The sequence below is a fragment of the Acinetobacter sp. YH01020 genome (assembly GCF_013420275.1).
GTDB classification, from domain to species: Bacteria; Pseudomonadota; Gammaproteobacteria; order Pseudomonadales; family Moraxellaceae; genus Acinetobacter; species Acinetobacter amyesii.
This window is the reverse complement of the sequence record NZ_VOYN01000003.1, coordinates 1-20135: the sequence shown is the minus strand read 5'-3', so window position 1 is coordinate 20135 and position 20135 is coordinate 1. Positions and strand designations below refer to the sequence as shown.

The 20135-nt window shown below is 39.5% G+C and carries 17 protein-coding genes and 1 pseudogene; 6 read left to right on the top strand and 12 right to left on the bottom strand.

From position 1 onward, the window contains the following. Nucleotides 1-268: 268 nt before the first annotated feature. Nucleotides 269-1051: an RDD family protein gene (locus FTT85_RS01940; protein ID WP_180005233.1), complete on the bottom strand. Its 783-nt coding sequence runs from the start codon at nt 1049-1051 to the stop codon at nt 269-271. Between the two features lie 82 nt (nt 1052-1133). After that, nucleotides 1134-3512: a phosphoenolpyruvate synthase gene (gene ppsA, locus FTT85_RS01935; RefSeq protein WP_078188577.1), complete on the bottom strand. Its 2379-nt coding sequence runs from the start codon at nt 3510-3512 to the stop codon at nt 1134-1136. Between the two features lie 153 nt (nt 3513-3665). On the opposite strand from ppsA, the gene FTT85_RS01930 reads away from it, so the two are divergent. Then, nucleotides 3666-4502: a pyruvate, water dikinase regulatory protein gene (locus FTT85_RS01930; RefSeq protein ID WP_168377735.1), complete on the top strand. Its 837-nt coding sequence runs from the start codon at nt 3666-3668 to the stop codon at nt 4500-4502. A gap of 980 nt (nt 4503-5482) precedes the next feature. Here the strand turns inward: FTT85_RS01930 and FTT85_RS01925 are convergent. From FTT85_RS01925 to FTT85_RS01905, 5 genes are all read right to left on the bottom strand, one after another. Continuing rightward, entirely contained in the window at nt 5483-6055 is a 573-nt protein-coding gene (locus FTT85_RS01925; protein ID WP_180004943.1) for a flavoprotein, read from the bottom strand. A 259-nt stretch (nt 6056-6314) separates the two neighbouring features. Further along, nucleotides 6315-6791, bottom strand: a complete 477-nt coding sequence (gene yiaA / locus FTT85_RS01920) for an inner membrane protein YiaA (RefSeq protein ID WP_180007913.1) — start codon at nt 6789-6791, stop codon at nt 6315-6317. Nucleotides 6792-7024: 233 nt separating this feature from the next. Then, on the bottom strand, nt 7025-8032 hold the full coding sequence (locus FTT85_RS01915; protein WP_180172139.1) for an LLM class flavin-dependent oxidoreductase: 1008 nt from the start codon (nt 8030-8032) through the stop codon (nt 7025-7027). A gap of 179 nt (nt 8033-8211) precedes the next feature. Then, nucleotides 8212-8715: a hypothetical protein gene (locus tag FTT85_RS01910; protein WP_180026414.1), complete on the bottom strand. Its 504-nt coding sequence runs from the start codon at nt 8713-8715 to the stop codon at nt 8212-8214. Between the two features lie 289 nt (nt 8716-9004). Then, complete coding sequence (locus FTT85_RS01905) at nt 9005-9433, bottom strand: glycine zipper domain-containing protein (RefSeq protein ID WP_078193959.1); 429 nt, start codon at nt 9431-9433, stop codon at nt 9005-9007. A gap of 368 nt (nt 9434-9801) precedes the next feature. On the opposite strand from FTT85_RS01905, the gene prfA reads away from it, so the two are divergent. Together prfA and prmC are read left to right on the top strand one after the other, a co-directional pair. Beyond that, nucleotides 9802-10890: a peptide chain release factor 1 gene (prfA, locus tag FTT85_RS01900; RefSeq protein WP_078188570.1), complete on the top strand. Its 1089-nt coding sequence runs from the start codon at nt 9802-9804 to the stop codon at nt 10888-10890. Continuing rightward, entirely contained in the window at nt 10890-11708 is an 819-nt protein-coding gene (prmC, locus tag FTT85_RS01895; protein WP_111884285.1) for a peptide chain release factor N(5)-glutamine methyltransferase, read from the top strand. The genes prfA and prmC overlap by 1 nt, the downstream gene beginning before the upstream one ends. A 78-nt stretch (nt 11709-11786) precedes the next feature. Here the strand turns inward: prmC and FTT85_RS01890 are convergent, their stop codons facing one another. Together FTT85_RS01890 and FTT85_RS01885 are read right to left on the bottom strand one after the other, a co-directional pair. After that, nucleotides 11787-12140, bottom strand: a complete 354-nt coding sequence (locus tag FTT85_RS01890) for a hypothetical protein (protein WP_078188566.1) — start codon at nt 12138-12140, stop codon at nt 11787-11789. A 200-nt stretch (nt 12141-12340) separates the two neighbouring features. Then, nucleotides 12341-13375, bottom strand: a complete 1035-nt coding sequence (locus FTT85_RS01885; protein ID WP_180182699.1) for an AraC family transcriptional regulator — start codon at nt 13373-13375, stop codon at nt 12341-12343. 141 nt (nt 13376-13516) lie between these two features. Between FTT85_RS01885 and FTT85_RS01880 the strand changes: the two genes are divergently transcribed. The 3 genes from FTT85_RS01880 (at nt 13517) to FTT85_RS01870 (ending at nt 17696) form a co-directional block, all read left to right on the top strand. After that, nucleotides 13517-14287, top strand: coding sequence for a 3-hydroxyacyl-CoA dehydrogenase (locus FTT85_RS01880; protein ID WP_180182698.1), 771 nt, complete (start codon nt 13517-13519; stop codon nt 14285-14287). Between the two features lie 318 nt (nt 14288-14605). Continuing rightward, on the top strand, nt 14606-15742 hold the full coding sequence (locus FTT85_RS01875) for an acyl-CoA dehydrogenase family protein (RefSeq protein ID WP_180182697.1): 1137 nt from the start codon (nt 14606-14608) through the stop codon (nt 15740-15742). Between the two features lie 310 nt (nt 15743-16052). Then, nucleotides 16053-17696 carry an AMP-binding protein gene (locus FTT85_RS01870; protein WP_180182696.1) on the top strand — a complete coding sequence of 548 codons (1644 nt, stop codon included), beginning with the start codon at nt 16053-16055 and terminating at the stop codon, nt 17694-17696. A 162-nt stretch (nt 17697-17858) separates the two neighbouring features. Here FTT85_RS01870 and FTT85_RS01865 read toward each other — a convergent pair whose 3' ends face one another. The 3 genes and pseudogenes from FTT85_RS01865 to FTT85_RS01855 all read right to left on the bottom strand — a co-directional run. Beyond that, nucleotides 17859-18254, bottom strand: coding sequence for a pyridoxamine 5'-phosphate oxidase family protein (locus FTT85_RS01865; RefSeq protein WP_373886874.1), 396 nt, complete (start codon nt 18252-18254; stop codon nt 17859-17861). Next, nucleotides 18245-19407 (bottom strand): IS3 family transposase gene (locus FTT85_RS01860; RefSeq protein WP_180182695.1). Its coding sequence is split into 2 segments (ribosomal slippage): nt 18245-19161 and nt 19161-19407, totalling 1164 coding nucleotides; the frame shifts between segments, so codons are not numbered across the junction. The genes FTT85_RS01865 and FTT85_RS01860 overlap by 10 nt, the downstream gene beginning before the upstream one ends. Before the next feature lie 64 nt (nt 19408-19471). Continuing rightward, nucleotides 19472-19621: pseudogene (locus FTT85_RS01855) on the bottom strand (pyridoxamine 5'-phosphate oxidase family protein); the annotation flags it as partial. Nucleotides 19622-20135 lie beyond the last annotated feature (514 nt).

The following is a 20135-nucleotide window of genomic DNA, read 5'->3' as shown; positions in this document are numbered from 1 at the left end:
TTTAAAATTTGGGATAGCGAATAAAGTGTCGCATGATTGTGATTTTTTCAGACATGAAAAAACAGTCACAATGATGCGACACCGCTACGTTGTAGGGCATTATGCCTGATATCGGCAAACTAAGCTATACATAAAGATGCTTTAAATGACTGTATTAAAACCCTATTTTGCTAGTCAGGATTGTATTTTTTTTATCTAAATTTTATTTTAATTTCAATATAATGCACAAAAAAGGGATGAAAAAATCATCCCTGAATAAAAGTGAAAATTATTGGTTTATTACCTTGGTTTTTGCCAATTTGTCATGCAAGGTTTGACGCTTCTTGCCGAAAATGAAAACGGAATCGATGATTACGCTTAATGGCATTGATAAAAAGTTCAGGAAAATAAATAAAACACTGCGTAAAGTGAAGCCACGCATGAGGTTTACAGGTTGACTGGTTTCGGCATCTACAATTTTAATCTTGGTGATTTTTTTACCAATGCTTTGACCTGATTTAGCAATCAAATACGCTTGAATGAAAAGCATAATGAAGAGGTAAGCAAACATTGCAATCCAAGCTTGGTTGGGAAACATTTCAACCATTTGTGTTTGTAGTGCTTGTAAAACATTGGGGTCAGCATTTGGGGTCATCACAGCTTGCATAAACTGTTCATTCAGATTTGCAAATTGTGTCTTTTCACTTGGACTAAAAAATGCCGTTAAGATAAAAGTTGCTGGTATCCAAAGCAGTAAATCGACGATTTTCGCCAAAACACGTTTAGGAATACTAGCTAGGCTAGTTTGCTCTTGTACCGCTTGAGGCTGTGCATAGGTATTTGATGGCGTAGTTGCAGTTTGATTTGATTCGAATGCTGTTGGTGCAGTATATCCTGCAGGCATATAAACCAACTGACCTTGAGTGAGTTCACCCAAAGCTTTCCATTCGGTCATACCTTGGTGCCAAACCAAGTCCGTGAGTAACACTTGTTGGCTCGCGAGCATTTGGTTAAGTTGTTCTAAGGTGTAGGGACCAGCTTGTTGGTTATTTCGTGCCAAGTAAATCTGCATAAAACTAAAATCTCAAAAAACGTCTGTAAAAGTATAAATAAAAAAAAAGACCCACATGTGGGTCTTTTTTTAACACAGTTTATTAAGCTTGTTGAGCTTTTTCTTCAGAAAGGAAGAACCATGTGTCTAATACTGAGTCTGGGTTAAGCGAAACAGACTCAATGCCTTGTTCCATTAACCATTTAGCTAGGTCAGGGTGATCTGAAGGACCTTGACCACAAATACCTACGTATTTGCCAGCTTTACGACAAGCATGGATTGCCATTGATAGAAGTGCTTTAACGGCTGGATCACGTTCATCAAATAGGTGAGAAACGATACCAGAGTCACGGTCTAGACCGAGTGTTAACTGAGTTAAGTCGTTAGAACCGATAGAGAAACCGTCGAAATGTTCAAGGAACTGTTCAGCCAACAATGCGTTAGTTGGAAGTTCACACATCATGATCACTTTAAGACCATTTTCACCACGTTTAAGACCGTTAAGCGCTAACAATTCAATAACTCGTTTCGCTTCAGCAACAGTACGTACGAAAGGAATCATGATTTGAATGTTAGTTAAGCCCATTTCATCACGTGCTTTTTTCAGTGCGCGGCATTCAAGTTCGAAGCAGTCACGGAAGTTGTCAGACACATAACGGCTTGCACCACGGAAGCCAAGCATTGGGTTTTCTTCTTCAGGTTCGTATAACTTACCACCGATTAAGTTTGCGTATTCGTTTGACTTAAAGTCAGACATACGAACAATCACTGGTTTGTCAGCAAACGCTGCAGCAAGAGTAGAAATACCTTCAACTAGTTTTTCAACATAGAATTCGATAGGGGATGCATAACCCGCAGTACGTGACATTACAGCAGCACGAGTTTCACGTGGTAAGCTGTCAATGTTAAGCAATGCTTTAGGGTGTACACCGATCATACGGTTGATGATGAACTCAAGACGAGCAAGACCAACACCTTCGTTAGGAATTTGAGCAAAGTCAAATGCGCGGTCAGGGTTACCTACGTTCATCATGATTTTGAACGGAAGTTTAGGCATAGATTCGATAGAGTTGCGTTGGATTTCAAAGTCCAAAGAACCTTCGTAAATAAAGCCTGTGTCACCTTCAGCGCAAGACACAGTCACTTCTTGACCGTCAGTCAATACTTCAGTTGCATTACCACAACCTACGATTGCAGGGACACCAAGTTCACGTGCAATAATCGCAGCGTGACAAGTACGACCACCACGGTTAGTGACAATCGCAGCAGCACGTTTCATTACTGGTTCCCAATCTGGGTCAGTCATGTCAGATACAAGTACGTCGCCGTCTTGAACTTTGTCCATTTCTTTGATTGAAGTCACGATACGCACGCGACCAGAACCAATACGTTGACCGATTGAACGACCTTCACAAATCACATTACCTTTTTGTTTAAGAAGGTAGCGTTCCATTGTGCCTACATTTTGACGGCTCTTCACAGTTTCAGGACGTGCTTGAACGATATAGATTTGGCCATCATCGCCATCTTTCGCCCATTCGATGTCCATTGCTGAACCGTAATGGTTTTCAATGATCAATGCTTGTTTAGCAAGTTCTTGAAGTTCGTGGTCATTTAAAGCGAATTGTTGACGATCTGCTTTTTCAACGTCTACAACAACCACTGATTTACCCGCAGCACCTTCTTCACCATAAATCATTTTTTGGTGTTTAGAACCAAGGTTACGACGTAATACAGCGTGTTTTCCTGCATTTAGAAGTGGTTTAGATACATAGAATTCGTCAGGGTTAACTGCACCTTGTACAACCATTTCACCCAAGCCATAAGATGCTGTGATGAAAACTGCGTCACGGAAACCAGATTCTGTATCAAGTGTAAACATTACACCAGCAGCACCTGTTTCAGAGCGAACCATGCGTTGAACACCAGCAGATAACGCAACGACGTCATGTGCGAAGTTTTGGTGTACACGGTAAGAAATTGCGCGGTCGTTATAAAGTGAAGCAAATACTTCTTTAATCGCAACAAGGATGTTATCGATACCACGGATGTTCAAGAAAGTTTCTTGTTGGCCTGCAAATGAAGCGTCTGGTAAGTCTTCTGCAGTTGCAGATGAACGAACGGCAACCGCGATTTCAGGGTTGCCGTTTGAAAGAGCTGTGAAAGCTTCACGAATTTCTTTTTCAAGTTCAGCAGTCAGCGGAGTGTCTACAATCCATTGACGGATTTTCGCACCAGTTTCAGCAAGTGCATTTACATCGTCAACATTGAGTGCAGCAAGTTCAGCGTTAATTTTAGCGTTCAGGCCACTTTGCTCGAGGAATTCACGATATGCTTGAGCTGTAGTAGCAAAACCACCAGGAACAGATACACCAGCATTTGCGAGATGGCTGATCATTTCACCTAATGATGAGTTTTTACCGCCCACGAGTTCTACGTCGTGTTTCCCTAATTTTTCTAGACCAATTACGCGCGCTTCCAAAGTTGTTACTCCACTTTTGCAGTATTAATCACTATCTTGGCATGAAATTATAACAAATTACTTAGCATTCTAAATTTACTAAGTGACAGTCATGTAAGATGGTTTACTATAATGATTATATAGCACTAAGACAAATTTTGGAGGAGAATTTTAATGTCAGAAGGTAAACAGATTCAGCGTAGTGTTTTCTTTGTTTCGGATGGTACCGCGATTACCGCAGAAACGCTTGGTCATTCACTGTTAGCCCAGTTCCCTCATGTAGATTTTGACATTCATATTATTCCTTATATTACCTCTGAAGAAGCAGCTACAAATGTGGTTGCAGAGATCAATCTTAGAGCGCAGCAAGACGGTCAAAAGCCTTTGGTGTTTGACACCCTTGTTGACCCGTATGTACGTGACATTATTAATACGGCAGATGCAGTAAATCTTGATGTTTTTGAAGGGCTTATTAGTAAATTATCTGACGAGTTAGGCACAGCTCCTACAACTTTAGTCGGTCAAACCCATGCAGTAACAGATTCTGAGTCTTATAAAGCACGTATTGATGCGGTGCATTTTGCTTTAGATAACGATGATGGGGCACGTACTCGTCATTATGACAAAGCCGACTTAATTTTAATTGGCGTGTCACGTTCGGGTAAAACACCGACTTCCATCTATCTCTCTTTGCAATTTGGTATTCGTGTAGCGAACTATCCGTTGACAGAAGAAGACTTGGATGACAACCGTTTACCTGCAGTTTTACGTGAACATAAGCATAAGTTATTTGGCTTGATGATTGATGCAGAGCGCCTTGTAGCAATTCGTTCAGAACGTAAGGCCAATAGTCGTTATGCAAGTTTTAGTCAGTGCCAGATGGAATTACGTGCGATTGAAGGTATTTATATTTCAGAAGGAATTAAATACTTAAACGTGTCAGAAATGTCGATTGAAGAAATTTCTACACGTGTTTTACAAATGACCGGACTGAAGCGTCGCATTGGTTAAGTGTAAATTGAGCCACTTTAGTGGCTCTTCTGATGATAATAAATTACTGTATAAATTATATAAAAATAGTATTAATTTCTGGTTTGTCATACTTTTAATGAATGATAAATATTTAAGATATTGATGAAAATTTTCCTCAATATTTAGACTTAAATTTTAAGCAATTTTTGCATTCATTTGTGTACCAGTTCGATGAATTTCTTTGGCTGAAAATTTATAAAATATGGCCAAATTGACAGCACAAATCTTTTATAAAAATCCGTGTTTTGCTGTATTTTTATCTATGAATTAAGCCTGAATAATCCACTTGATATGAGTTGTATAAATACAAGATTTAGCTAATATGGTTTAATATTTAATCAATTTTTCAAAAATACTAATTTAAATGCTAAAAAAATAGGCAGAAAATAGAATAAAAAATAATCAAACAGTTGCTTTTGGATACTAAATATAAAGAAATGGCACCATTTATTTAATTGATGTGGGTGAAAAATAGTCAAATTAATAACATTCAGGCTCTAAACTCCGATATAAATTGATATTTAAACTGGATTTCAATCTGTTATTTTCCTATTAAATATAGATAACAATATAGGTAAATATCGGTTGAACATAAGCATCAATATAAATTTTTCAACTTACAGTTAAGGAGTAAATAGAGCTGTGTAAAAAAAATAAGCACTGAAAAAATTATTGGTTTGACTAATCTTCTTATAGCTATATTGATCATAATTATTCCAAGTTACACCTCTATAAACTCGCTCTATCTACAGGTGTAGTGCTGATGCATGATTTATGCAATAGAGCTGATAAAGCTATTTTCATTTATGGATTTTTAAGAATCCTTAGCCTTATCGAATGAAAGTATCCAATATAGTAGGGGATCTAGCAAAAGCCGCCAGAGATGGCTTTTGGTGTTGTGAGTTTTGATCAATCGGATAAATTATAGTAAATGTTATGTGAAAATCATTTCATTGTAATTACTTTTCTTTAGGCTGGTTAGATTCGCTGCGCACAATGACATCACACTCAAACGTATGCTCATCTAAAGCCGTGATTGAATTACTCTGAATTTTTGCAATTGGCCAAGTATTTAAGATGCAGTTTGGCTGCTGTAATGCTGCATAATAATGATCAGATTTTAGGAAGGTTTTGTTCTGAATTGCGGTATTTGGACTGAGTAAATGTCTTAACCAATGGTTCGGCACTTGATCTTCTAAAAAGCGAATCGCCAAAATACTCTTAATACGATTGCTAAATAAACGTCGATTTTTTGCAATCAGTGGATGTTGAATTAATTTATTCAATAGACGTTCAGTACGCGGTAAAACAAATTGCGGTTTGATTTGATAGACCATGATGTTATCTGCAACCTGACATAGATGATGTAGTTCAGAGACCACATGCTGATCTATCCCAATAATTGCGATTTTTTGATTCTTAAAATCATAATCTTTGATCTGTTCTGAACTGATGATCGTTCCACGAAAGTGTTCAAAATCCTCTAGATGATTATTAAAAATATGGTGGGTTGCATCCTGCTTGTTGGCCATATTTATTCCTTGTCTTTTGTTTTTTTAGTTGAGTCTTAGATAGGAATATATTCTGTGATGGGCCAGTCGGGGTAAAGCGTTTTTTCAGTCTGATGAGTCATACAATTTGTCTAGAATTGATTTGCTTGGCCCTTGTCATTTATACATTTCTAGGAGTGAACTGATTTTTTTATGCGTTGAAGTTCATCTTTCGCTCAAGCAGGTCGAAATAATGAGCGACCTGCATGAACAGCTTTTGAGATCTATAATTTTGTGAGTTTTAAAGTGGTTCATCATCTGATGAGTTATAGTCAAGCTGACTCGTGGTTGAATGTTTAAGTTCGGGTTGGTCGGTATGGGTACGTAAATAGTCCATATCACGAATATTTTTTTGTACAGCAACTGCACCAAACAGACTCATTAGGAAAGCCATCATGTAAAAACCTTTTTCACTTAATGCCAGTTCAGCATTCCATAGACCAATGGCAAGAAGTACGAGGCAAATAATGACGGATGCCCAGCACAGTCCAAAGTAGATTGCAGTGACATGCATTCCTTCTAAACGGTCACGAATGATTTTTTGTAGTGAAACCGATGAAAATAATCCATAGAGCAATAAAATGAGATAAAAGCCTTTTTCATTCAGCATCATATTTGCATTGAATAAACCTATGCAAAACACTACAGCGCCTAAAATGAGGGCACACCAACTTGCTGCGATAAATGCGGGTGTGGGTTTATTAATATATTGGCTCATCTGCTTATTTTTCTCATTGTTTTGCTTGTGTTTAATATTTATACAGGAATGAAAATGAGTAAAGCAATTATTTCGTTGAGGCAATGATGGTTTTTAAGTACAGGTTTGGTCGTTGTTAGCCGAAACCATATTATCTGTTGACTGCTATCCGTCTAAAGAACCACAAAACATGTAGTCACAATTCTGCCTTTAGACGGATTAAACGCTTGGATTAGATTATTAAGCTTAGAGTCTTAAGCGAGATCATTTTTGATTTGCATTAAACGTTCGAAGTTTTCAATGCGCTTGTCGGTATCGTAAATGTCACAGGTGAAAATAAATTCATCAACGTCATATTTGGTGAGTAGGTTTTCTAAACCTGCTCGAACGGTTGCATTTGAACCGACTTGTCCCATAGCGTAGAAATTATCAACAGACATCTTTTCTGCAGCAGACCATAAGCCTTGCATACTGTCGACTGGAGCTTTGAGTTTTAAACTTTGACCACGCATTAAACCTAAAACGCGTTGATAAGCACTCGTCGCCAGATATTCTGCTTCTTCATCTGTTTCAGCAACAACCGTTGGTACGCCCATAGAGACATAAGGTTGATCTAAATATTCGGATGCTTGGAAATTTTCACGATAGAGCTGAATTGCTTGTCCAAGCATGCGTGGTGCGAAATGTGAAGCAAAAGAATAGGGTAGACCTAAACGTGCAGCGAGTTGTGCACTGAATAGACTTGAACCTAGAAGCCATACAGGAACATGTGTATTTTGTCCCGGTGTGGCAATGATTCGCTGGTGAGGTTCAGGTGCTTTGAAGTATTGTAAAATCTCAAGAACATCTTGTGGAAATTGATCTTCGGTTTCCTGACGGCCACGGCGTAGTGCGCGCATGGTGGTTTGGTCAGTACCTGGTGCGCGACCTAAACCGAGTTCAATACGTCCAGGATATAACGTTTCAAGTGTGCCAAATTGTTCAGCGACAACTAAAGGCGCATGGTTGGGCAACATAATCCCACCTGAACCGAGCTTGATAGATTGTGTATTTGCTAAGAGATAACCGAGTAAAACCGCAGTTGCAGAACTTGCGATGCCGTCCATATTGTGGTGTTCGGCTAACCATAGACGTTCATAGCCAAGCTCTTCTGCTCTCTGCGCTAACTGGAGTGCATGTTTGAGCGAAAATTCGATGGTTTTATCATCTCGAACAGGTGCGAGTTCAAGTATTGAAAATTTTGTATCGGCTAGAGTACGCATGTTTTCTCTCAGAGATCTTTATATCGAAATAATACGATATAAAAAGCCTAATGTATATCGAATAAACTCGATATGGTCGTGGGGCGGTGTGAAAAGACAACTTTAGATATATCTAAACTTTTTTTATATACAAAAAAAGCACCCGAAGGTGCTGATTTTTTTCCATTGAAATATATCGATTAACGTTTACCGTTTTTGTACCAACCTAAGTGACGACCATTGTCTCCACGGTAGCCTCGGTCGTTGTAGCTGTAATTATTGGTACGATAGCCACGGTTGTTATAACGACGGTCATAGCGATCATCATAACGACGGTCTTCAGACACTTTTTTACCTAGTGCAGAACCACCAGCTGAACCAAGTGCAGCACCGATATAACCACCGTTTGTGCCGCCCATGTTTTTACCTACGGTATAACCACCTGCGCCACCAAGTGCACCACCGATGATGGCACCATTACGGTCACGTTTGTTTGCCGATGCTGCTGCACCTGCACCGCCACCAATTGCTGAACCAATCATTGCGCCAGTTTGGCCGCCAACTTGGTTACCGATTGCTGCACCAACAACACCACCTAAAGCAGATGTTAATGCAGTATTGGTGCTATTACCTGCATGTGTTGCAGTCATAGTAAGTGCTGAAGCGGCAATTGCTGCACTGAATAGAATTTTATTAATTTTCATTTTTAAACTCCTTACGAAGCATGATGTTTATCTGTTGATATCAATATATGAAAACACATAGCGAATATTTGGAGCGTGATGTGAAATAAAATACGTGTTCCGTTGCTGCAATGTAAATTTTGCACTTTATTTCTACATGATTGATGACTTGGTTGGAGGGAAGGCAAATCTAAATATTTATCAGGAGCAATAAATAAAGTTGTATTTATCATTTGAAAAATGGTGATACATAAAAAAGCACCCGAAGGTGCTATTTTCACTATTCAATAAGGACTCACTAATTTTTGAATTAGTGACGACGACGGTAACGTTTTTTGTATTTACGTTCTTGGTGTTTGTCGTAAGCTTTATCTTTAGAGATTTTATTACCTAGAGCAGCACCACCAGCAGCACCTAGTGCAGAGCCGATGTAACCACCGTTTGTACCGCCCATGCTTTTACCAACAGTATAACCTGTACCACCACCTAAAGCACCGCCGATAGCAGATTCTGTACGGTTGCGTTTATTACTTGCTACCGCAGCACCACCAGCACCACCAAGAGCGGCACCAATTGTAGCGCCGGTATTACCGCCCATGTTTTTACCAATTGCAGTACCTGCAACACTACCTAATGCACTAGCTGCAGCAACGCGTGTTGTACTATCTGCATTTGCAGACACAGTGAACATAGAAGCAGTTGCTAGAGTGGCTGTCATTAAAAGAGTATTCAGTTTCATAGTTCACTCCATGTCCTTCATAAACGCGAGGACTTTTTCATAATCATTTCGATGGCAGTAAATGTAACAAAACTATTCGCTATAAATATGGAGAGCTTTCTCTTTATTTGGTGATTTGAGTGTCTGGTTTGTATGAGTTTTATAAATATTGTGAAAAAAATGGTTGAATGCTGAAAATCTGTACGACTTTGTGGAGAAAGTTAGGAGTGATGAATTTCACACTTTCTTATTTCGGGTCATTGATAGGCCAAAAAACAATATATATGTCATTTCAGACCCATTATCGGTACACTAGCGCCATTATTTTGAATTTTGGCATATCCGTGAAAGTTTAGCGGTTGAGCCTGTGTATTGAGATTTTTTGAAAAATGAAAGAATCGTTACGTTTACGATTAGATCAGCTCTCTGACCGTCACGAAGAATTAAATGCATTACTCGCAGATGTAGAAGTCATTTCAGATAACAAACGTTTCCGTCAGTTGTCACGTGAGCATAGTGATTTATCTGAAATCACTGAAGTTTGGAAAAAATACCGTCAAGCAGAAGAAGATATTGAAACTGCTGAAGTGATGATGACGGATCCAGATTTTAAAGAGATGGCAGTTGAGGAAATCAAAGAAAATAAAGCTTTGATTGGCCAGCTTGAAGCAGACTTAAACATTCTGATGATTCCAAAAGATCCGAATGATGCGAACTCTGCTTATTTAGAAATCCGTGCCGGAACAGGTGGTGACGAAGCTGCAATTTTCTCGGGTGACTTGTATCGCATGTACAGTAAATATGCTGAATCACAAGGTTGGCGTATTGAAGTGTTGTCTGAAAATGACGGCGAACATGGCGGTTATAAAGAAGTGATTTGCCTCATCAATGGTGAAGGCGTATATGGTCGCTTAAAATTTGAAAGTGGTGCGCATCGTGTACAGCGTGTTCCTGCAACTGAGTCACAAGGTCGTGTTCATACTTCGGCATGTACTGTTGCGATTTTGCCGGAAATTGATGTAGACACCAGTGTTGAAATTAATCCTTCAGAATTACGTATCGATACCTATCGTGCATCTGGTGCGGGTGGTCAGCACATTAACAAAACTGACTCCGCGGTGCGTATTACCCATATACCAACGGGTACAGTTGTAGAATGTCAGGATGAACGTTCACAACATAAAAACAAAGCCAAAGCGATGGCGCTGTTGGTTTCTCGTTTAGAAAATGCCAAACGTGCGGCGGCAGATGCCGCGACGTCTGAAATGCGACGTGACTTGGTGGGTTCTGGTGACCGTTCTGAGCGTATTCGTACCTATAACTATCCACAAGGTCGTATGACTGATCATCGTATTAACCTAACACTGTATAAGTTGGATGCAGTGATGGAAGGTGATTTGACTGAATTACTAGATAGTTTGCATCGTGAATATCAAGCCGATCAGTTGGCGTTATTAGCACAGCAGAATGGTGGCTAATGAATATTGCACAGGCTTTGGCCTATCGTGGTGAACCTGAGAGTTATGAACGTCAGGAAAATGCGTGGTTGTTAGAGCATATCACCAAGATTGATTCTTTTGATTTAATCATGAAAAAGGATCAAGAATTAACAGCTGAGCAAGAACAACTCTATGTTGAAAGTCTTGCACGTATTACCGCAGGTGAGCCTTTGGCTTACGTCACAGGTTCTCAGCCATTTTGGACGCTAGACTTAAAAGTGACTAAAGATACTTTGGTACCACGTCCTGATACGGAAGTACTTGTTGAAACTGTACTGCGTTTAGAACTTCCTGAAGATGCTCGTGTGGTCGATTTAGGAACAGGAACTGGTGCTGTAGCGTTATCATTAGCCAGTGAACGTCCAGATTGGTCAATTGTGGCTTCAGATATTTACGAACCTACATTGGAAGTCGCTGAGTTTAATGCCAAAAAGCATGATCTTGAACATGTGCAGTTTGTCTTAGGTTCTTGGTTGAAACCCTTTGGTCGTGCTTTCTTTGATGTAATTGTGTCAAATCCGCCGTATATCGATGCTGATGATGTACACATGAAGGATTTGGCGACAGAGCCTGAACGTGCTTTGGTTGCAGACAATCATGGGCTTGCAGATCTTGAGCAAATCATTCTTCAAGCCAAAAAACATTTAACCGTGAATGGTTGGGTGGTGCTCGAACATGGTTATGACCAAGGTGAAGCGGTCAGACATTTGTTCTTACAAGCTGGGTATCGAAATGTTCGGACTGTAAAAGATTATGGTGGCAATGACCGTGTCAGTTTAGGCCAGTGGCAACACTGATTTGGTGTTAGAGAAATAGTCAAAAATAAAGCGCATTGAATGCGCTTTATTTTTTTGTTTTTGATATTCGATCAATACTTACATTGGGTAGTCTTGTAAGCTATCGAAAACTTCAACTTGTTCTAAAGCTGCTGTTTCTACTGCAAGACAGTAAGCAATAATTTTTGCAGTTGCATTCACTAAATTTTCATCTTTTAGATTTGCACCTGCTTGAATTGCTTCAATGTCATCCGCTTGGATATCCAGTGCATGAGCAACTTCAACTGCATTTTCAGTGCTAAAAAATTGTGAGATCAAATTTTGCAAATCGATATCTGCGACAGTTTTAAGCTGTTCGTGAAACAGTTCATCAATTGCGTCAATCTGAGTGAAAAGAGAATCTGAAAAGTTTTGAACAAGTTGTTGTTCAAGAACATCAATCATCTTAAGCATAGGAAAGCCTTTCAAGGAGATGCAGGAGAATTGGAATATAAATAAGCAAAGTGCTTTAAATTGAGTGAAAAATAACCTAATTAGACTAAAGTAGCAATCGTTCAAGGATGAATGGTCAGTCTATTTATTGAATATTTTTAAGTTATTGATTTTCTATTAATTAGATGAATATTCAATTTATAAATAGCGAATATCAAATTTTAGGCCTTGAATTCAGGCGCATTATTTTGTCGATACGCACCGGGACTGACACCTGTCCATTTTTTAAAAGCCCGATGAAAAGCACTCGGATCATGAAAATTTAGTTCTTCACTGATATCTTGTAAGCTTTTATCGGTATGGGTTAAAAAATCGATGGCAGTATCACGTCGGATATCATTTTTGAGTTGTTGATAACTCACACCTTCACTTTTAAGACGGCGATGCATCGTGGCTTCCGACATATTCATTTTGACTGCCAACTCATAAAACTCTAACCATTCGGCAGGAGAAACGTCTAAGAGTTGTTTGCGAATTTGGCTGCTAAGTGCATACGGGTTTTTAAAACGAACCAAGAGGTTTTCAGGCGTTTGTTGTAGGAATTGATACCAGGAACGTGTGTCTTGTTTGATGGGAAGGCTTAAATAACTGGCATCGAGCTGTATATAGTTTTGACTGGCTTGGTAATGAATATTTTCGCAGAAGCGAACTTTATAGTCGTGATCATCAAGCGGTGCATCACATTTAAATTGGATTTGGTTTAATAAAATCCGTTGACCACTTAGCCAGCACAGTAGCGTGTGGATGAGCATTAAATATGTGGCATAGCTGAACATGCGTTTAGGCGCATGTTGGTCATAGATCACGATATAAGCAAAGTGATCTTCAATGGTTAAATCGCTATGTAAGTCATCTAAAACCAGATTTAAAAATTGTAGGATTTGCTTGAGTGCATCACCCAATGTGCTGTTATGCATGACCATTTTCGACAGTAGCTTAAAACTACCACGTCGCATAGCATGCCGATCCATGCCAAAAAATTCATCATCCATCACATCTGCAAGATGAGTCCATAAAGCCGCATATTGTGAAACGGAAACTCTGGTTTTACGCGATAGCAGTAACTCTGAGGGTATACCAGACTTTTGCAAAATAGCAGAAATATCAAAGTGCTTTTGTTGCGCATCGTGTAATGCTTCATGCACCAAGTCGATAGAAATCGTCCCTTTGCTGTATTCGAGTCCATGCTTCGGCATATGTGCGGATAGGTCCTTGTTCAGAATTGTCCAAATACATCAGAAAAGATGCAACATTTGGAAATTGTACTGAATAAATTCTCTGTTTACTCTGCATCTTAAGTCGAATTTAAAACAAGACATCGTAAATAGGGAAATGCTATGGACATTAAAGGAAAAGTTTTTGTTGTGACAGGTGGTGCATCAGGACTAGGCGCTGCGACAGCAACACATCTGATTGGCTTGGGTGCCAAAGTGATTATTGTGGATATGAATCATGAGCATGGCGAAGCGATGCAACGTCAACTAGGTGATCATGCCAAATTTGTTCAATTGGATGTCACTGATGAACAAGCGGTCGGCGCTTTCTTTGCACAAGTTGAAGCGGAATTTGGTCAACTTAATGGCTTAGTGAACTGTGCAGGTATCGCACCTTCTGCAAAAGTTTTAGGTCGTGACGGATTACATGATTTGGCGATGTTCCAAAAAGTATTAAATATTAATGTTTCAGGCACATTCAATATGCTGCGCTATGCGGCACAACTGATTGCTAAATATGAATTAAAAGCAGGTGAAGAAGAGCGTGGCGTGATAGTGAATACTGCGTCGGTTGCGGCTTTCGATGGTCAAATTGGTCAGTCGGCTTATGCAGCATCAAAAGGGGCAGTGGTTGCAATGACATTACCTCTTGCACGTGAGCTTGCACGTGAATCAATCCGTGTGATGACCATTGCTCCGGGCATTATGGAAACGCCGATGCTCAAAGGCTTAGCACAAAATGTACAAGATGCTTTGGGGCAAATGGTGCCTTTTCCTCCACGTTTAGCAAAACCACAAGAGTTTGCAAAATTAGTGAAGCATATTTTTGAAAATGCTTATCTCAATGGCGAAGTGATACGTCTTGATGGCGCGATCCGTATGCAGCCTAAATAGTTATTTATTAAAACTGCTTATTCAGGATTCTACGACGGAGTCTGATCGAGAATAACTTCGTTGACAGTAGTTCATCGCGTTACTTTTGTTTCGGCAAAAGTAACCAAAACCATTGTCATTTGCAAAATTTGTCATCAAGCATTTATTGATTTATAGGTCGCAGAATCATTAGAGATTAATGGCGTCCTGCCTCAGACAGTTGCAAATGACGTCGTCGTGTATCCAACTTTGCTTTATACAGCCAAAGTATTTTTAATTCCGCAGTTATCCAAAATTTAAAGCTATACACGCTATAAAAGATTTAGAAAAGGAAGTCTCATGATTTTAAATGATGAACAAAAAATGGTTCAGGATATGATGCGAAGCTATTCGCAAGAAAAACTGAAACCGACGGCAGCAGAGCGTGACAAAACGGCAGCATTTCCTGCACAAGAGCTAAAGGAACTTGGTGAGCTGGGTGCTTTAGGCATGACGGTTTCGGACGAATGGGGGGGTGCAGGTTTAGACTATGTGTCTTTGGTTGTTGCCTTAGAAGAAATTGCTGCAGGTGATGGTGCGATTTCGACGATTGTCAGCGTACAAAACTCACTGCCATGTGGCATTACGCAGCGTTATGGTACAGAAGCACAAAAAGAAAAATACTTAAAAAAATTAGCCACAGGCGAATGGTTAGGTTGTTTTTGCCTAACAGAACCACAAGTGGGTTCAGATGCGAGCGCATTGGAATGTAAAGCGGAGCGTGATGGTGATGAGTGGGTGTTAAATGGCACCAAGCAATTTATTACCACAGGAAAACATGCCCAAGTAGCCTTGGTTTTTGCGGTAACGGATAAGTCTGCAGGTAAAAAAGGGATTTCGTGCTTTTTAGTACCGACGGATGCACCGGGTTATATCGTATCGCGATTAGAAGACAAAATGGGTCAGCATTGTTCCGATACAGCAACTATAGTTTTAGATGACTGTCGTATTCCTGCCGATAGTCTTTTAGGCCAAGAGGGTGAAGGCTATAAAATTGCCTTATCGAACTTAGAGTCAGGTCGAATTGGTATTGCAGCGCAGTCTGTGGGTATGGCCCGTGCGGCATTAGATGCAGCCGTTGAATATGCCAATGAACGAAAGGCATTTGGGGTGGAGATTGTTCAGCATCAGGCCGTGGCATTTCGCCTCGCGGATATGGCTACCCAAATTGAGGCGGCTCGCCAATTGATTTTCCATGCAGCGACGTTAAAAGATGCAGGTTTTCCATGTTTAAAAGAAGCCTCGATGGCGAAACTTTTTGCATCGATGATGGCTGAACGGGTGTGTTCAGATGCGATTCAGATCCATGGGGGCTATGGTTATGTATCTGATTTTCCAGTAGAACGAATTTATCGTGATGTGCGTGTCAGTCAAATCTATGAAGGTGCATCGGACATTCAGCGGCTGGTGATTGCACGTGAAGTCACCAAAGGGTGAAAGGTAAAAAAATAGACTTTAGTCGATGTTCAAACCCTGCAATGGCGTTGATGGTTATGGAAATTGCAGGGCACATCCAAACATGGTTATCTAGGTATAGACAGTCTAAGAATAGGTAATTTACGAATAGATTGTCGAAGAGTATAAGTTTCAAAACTAAAAAACCGACATTGCAATCGGTGTATAGAAAAGCAGTAAAAGCGGATGTGGCAAAGGAATCGTCACTAGTACGCAGCGGTACAACAACAAGATCAATAAACCTCAAAGTCTTGCACTTTGAGTCATAGAGAACAGGATAGGAATTGTCGTCATGAAGACACTAGAACAAGCATATCGTGATTTTAATTTTGAAAAGATTGTTACAGAACAATTGGTCGGTACGCCAAGTTCTATAAACGCTTATGATGAATGTTGTGGGCGCTATGTTGGGCAAAATAGAACTGCGCTGATCTGGGAAGGTAAAAATGGTGAATCTGAGCAATGGACTTTTGAGCAATTAGATTTAGCTTCTGCACAATTGGCAAATTATTATCAGCGCATTGGATTGAAAGCAGGTGATTGCATTGCAGGTCTATTACCCCGCACAGCAGAGTTATTGATCACCGTATTGGCAACATGGCGTATAGGGGCAATTTATCAGCCTTTGTTTACGGCATTTGAGTCCAAAGCGATTGAGCATCGGGTGCAAACTGCGGGAACAAAGCTGATTGTAACCAACACTGAGCAACGATCAAAACTCAATCATATTGATTTACCACATATTTTAACCGTGCATGCCGATCAAGCAATTCAGACAGATCCTGACTTTTGGTCAGAGCTGCAACTTCATGACACCACATATAACTCAGTACCACGTTCATTTGACGATGAATTTTTAATGATGTTTACATCGGGAACGACCGGTTTGGCCAAGTCTGTACCTGTGCCACACAAAGCGTTATTGGCATTTAAAGGGTATATGACACATGCGGTTGATTTGCGTGATGAAGATTCATTTTGGAATTTGGCAGATCCGGGTTGGGCTTATGGTTTGTACTATGGAATTGCAGGGCCATTAAGTTTAGGACACAGCATTATTATGGATGAACGTGCTTTTAGTGTTGATCATGCACTTCAAGTCATCAAAAAATATAAAGTCAGTAATTTGACCGGTTCACCAACGGCATTTCGTATGTTCTTTGGTTTTAAAGAAAAATTTGATGAATCCCTAAAATCACATTTACGGGTTGTGAGTAGTGCAGGAGAGCCACTAACGCCCGAAGTGATTCAATGGTTTAATCACGATTTAAACGTCAATATTTATGACCAATATGGGCAAACAGAACTCGGTATGGTGATTGCAAATCATCACGCTTTAGAACACTACAAAAAAGTGGGTTCAGCCGGTTTTGCTATACCGGGTCATCGTTTCGCGGTGCTTAATAAAGACTATCAAGAAATTGAACGCGGTGGCATTGGAACATTGGCATTAGATTGGTCGCAATCTCCACTCATGTGGTTCACAGGCTATGGTGGCAATAACCGTAAAGCCTTTGTCGGGAACTACTATTTAACCGGTGATACCGTTCGTTTAAACGAAGAAGGCGGCATTGATTTTGTAGGTCGTGCAGACGATGTCATTACAACGTCAGGCTATCGTGTTGGGCCTTTCGATGTGGAAAGCACATTATTAGAATGTGAAGAGGTTTTAGAGTCGGCAGTTGTTGGTAAGCCTGATCCTGAGCGGACTGAATTGGTCAAAGCTTTTGTGGTATTGAAACCACAATATCAAGCAAGTTCTGAACTCATGGATAAACTACAAGCCTATGTACGATCTCGTTTATCCAAGCATGCTTATCCAAAAGAAATTGAATTTGTGGATGGGTTGCCTAAAACATCGAGTGGAAAAATCCAACGTAATTTGTTGAAGCAACAAGAAGTGGCCAAAGCGCAATTAATTCAAAAGGTCAGTTGAGTCAATTTATATACGCAAAAAAGGCTGCTTGATGCAGCCTTTTTGAAATTGATATTTGAGCTGGTGAAACCATTCATTCGAGATCATATATGCACTTGACTAACTATGGGACAATCCAAATTAACCTAAAATTAAAGCATTCATTCAAATCAATAAAATCATTTAGTTTAAGTTCAGGGTATTATGTTCAGTATCAAGTTCTTGAGTTTTACCTGTTAAATTGCCCTTCGAAGCTTTGAATAAATGGGTGACTTTATTGTCTTTGACATTCCAGAATTCTGCACTAATAGGATTAGCTATCAAAACGCGAACAGTAGGATCAGTCTTGCCATCGAACCAGTTTTCAGCCCAAGGATTCCATAATTTATCGATTAGGGCCGCATCTGTACTGATTTCTCCATGAGCACTAATTGATACATAAATATCGTCTGAAGGTTTAGCGAATGCTAATCCAAGATGATTACGACCTGCATTGACTGCCTCTACAAGGTCATTGTTTTCTTTCATAAGAAAATAGATATTTTCATGCTCTGAATAGCCCCAAAATTCTAGACACACATAACCATCTTTTGATTGGCCTTTTCATAATCTAATGGAGAACGCTGACCATTGGAACCATGTCTGCGTTTTGAATTATAGAACATCTCAATATATTCAAAGATATCGGATCTTGCTTCAGTTCTAGTTGCATAGATTCTCTTTTTAATTCGTTCCCGCTTTAATAGCTGAAAGAAGCTTTCTGCAACAGCATTGTCATGACAATTACCTCTACGACTCATACTACTTTCAAGATTATGATGCCTGAGAAATGTCTGCCATTCATGACTGGTATATTGGCTACCTGAGAAGCATTGCTTCGCAAGAGAATGGATTAGGACTTTGTTCTTTGGATTTCTCCGCCACAAAGCCATCAATAACGCATCTAAAACCAAATCTGTCGTGATTCTGGATTTCATAGACCAGCCAACAACAAGACGTGAAAAAAGGTCAATCACAACTGCCAGATACAACCACCCTTCATGTGTACGGATATAGGTAATGTCCGTCACCCATAATTGGTTCGGCTCAGTTGGATTAAACTGTCGATTTAAGCTGTTTGCGGCAATGACAGCCGGAGTACCAGCGTAAGCTCTAGGCTTACGATAACCACGCTGTGATTTAAGACCATCTGCTTTCATCAGCCGATGTACTCGATTGATCCCACAACTTTCGCCAACATCTTTCAAATCACAGTGAATTTTGCGATAGCCATAGACTCCGCCAGATTCCAGCCAGAATTGTTTAATCAGGCCTGAAAGCTGTTGCCGTTTCCTTGCAGTTTTACTGGTGGGTTGCTTTAACCATGCGTAATAACCACTGTGATGAACATCTAACGTTGAACATAAACGACGAACAGGCCATATGTGCTGATTGTCCTGAATAAAGGCGTACCTCATTTGGACTGGCTTGCGAAGTACACCGCGGCCTTTTTTAATATGTCCCTTTCTTCAGTAACCCGTTGCAGTTCTTTTTTTAACTTTGCTAATTCTGCGCTTGGATCATTAGATTCTATTATCTTGGGCTGCTGTGGATCATAACGTTTAATCCAGGCATACAGACTATGGGTGGTGGTTCCTAAACGTGTAGCAACCTCGGCCACACTATAACCTTTCTCAGTGACTTGTTTTACTGCTTCAATTTTGAATTCTTCAGGGTATCGTTTACTGCTCATAAGCACCTCGTTAATTAGCCATTTTATCTAACTAAAAGGTGTCTACAAAATTAGTGGCTATTCACTCATTCATTTTATCAGAATTAAGCATTGTCATAGGTTGAGAATGAATTTCTTGCTTGTCAGTGACATGGCTAATCATGGTGAAACGCACGTCTTTAATGAGTTTCCATAATTTTTGTCGTTGATCTTGTTCAATGTATTCTTGTGGCATTTTTATTCTCCACTTTTAAGTAATTACTTTGGGGATAAAGGGGTAAATATGACTGAGCACAAAGTATTTGAATAATGTGTGTTAGCTCATAAGTTTATCGAACATATTATGTCAGCAATTTAATTCTCACTGAATTCATACATATACCTACGGATTAAATCTCTTTGCATACATAAACGCTTAAAATGTCTTGAATTAAGTTTTATTTTTTGAGGCTAAGGTAGAAAAGAATCATTAAAATGAACCTAATGTAAGCAGCTCTAGTGCAACTAAATATGTTTAAAAATATGACTATATTTTTTATTTATTATTTTTAAAACAGGTATACGCTATACCTCTATGATGTTTCTACATACTAAGGTGTTTGAGATACTGTATTTTAAATAGTAGACTTCCGTCATAAATCAAAAAACGTACAATTTATTTGATCTTAAATTAATCAGCAAAATTATTTAATTCGAGGGATAATCCTTGGATGAAATTCAAAGATATTCAAAAATTATCAGACGTTAAG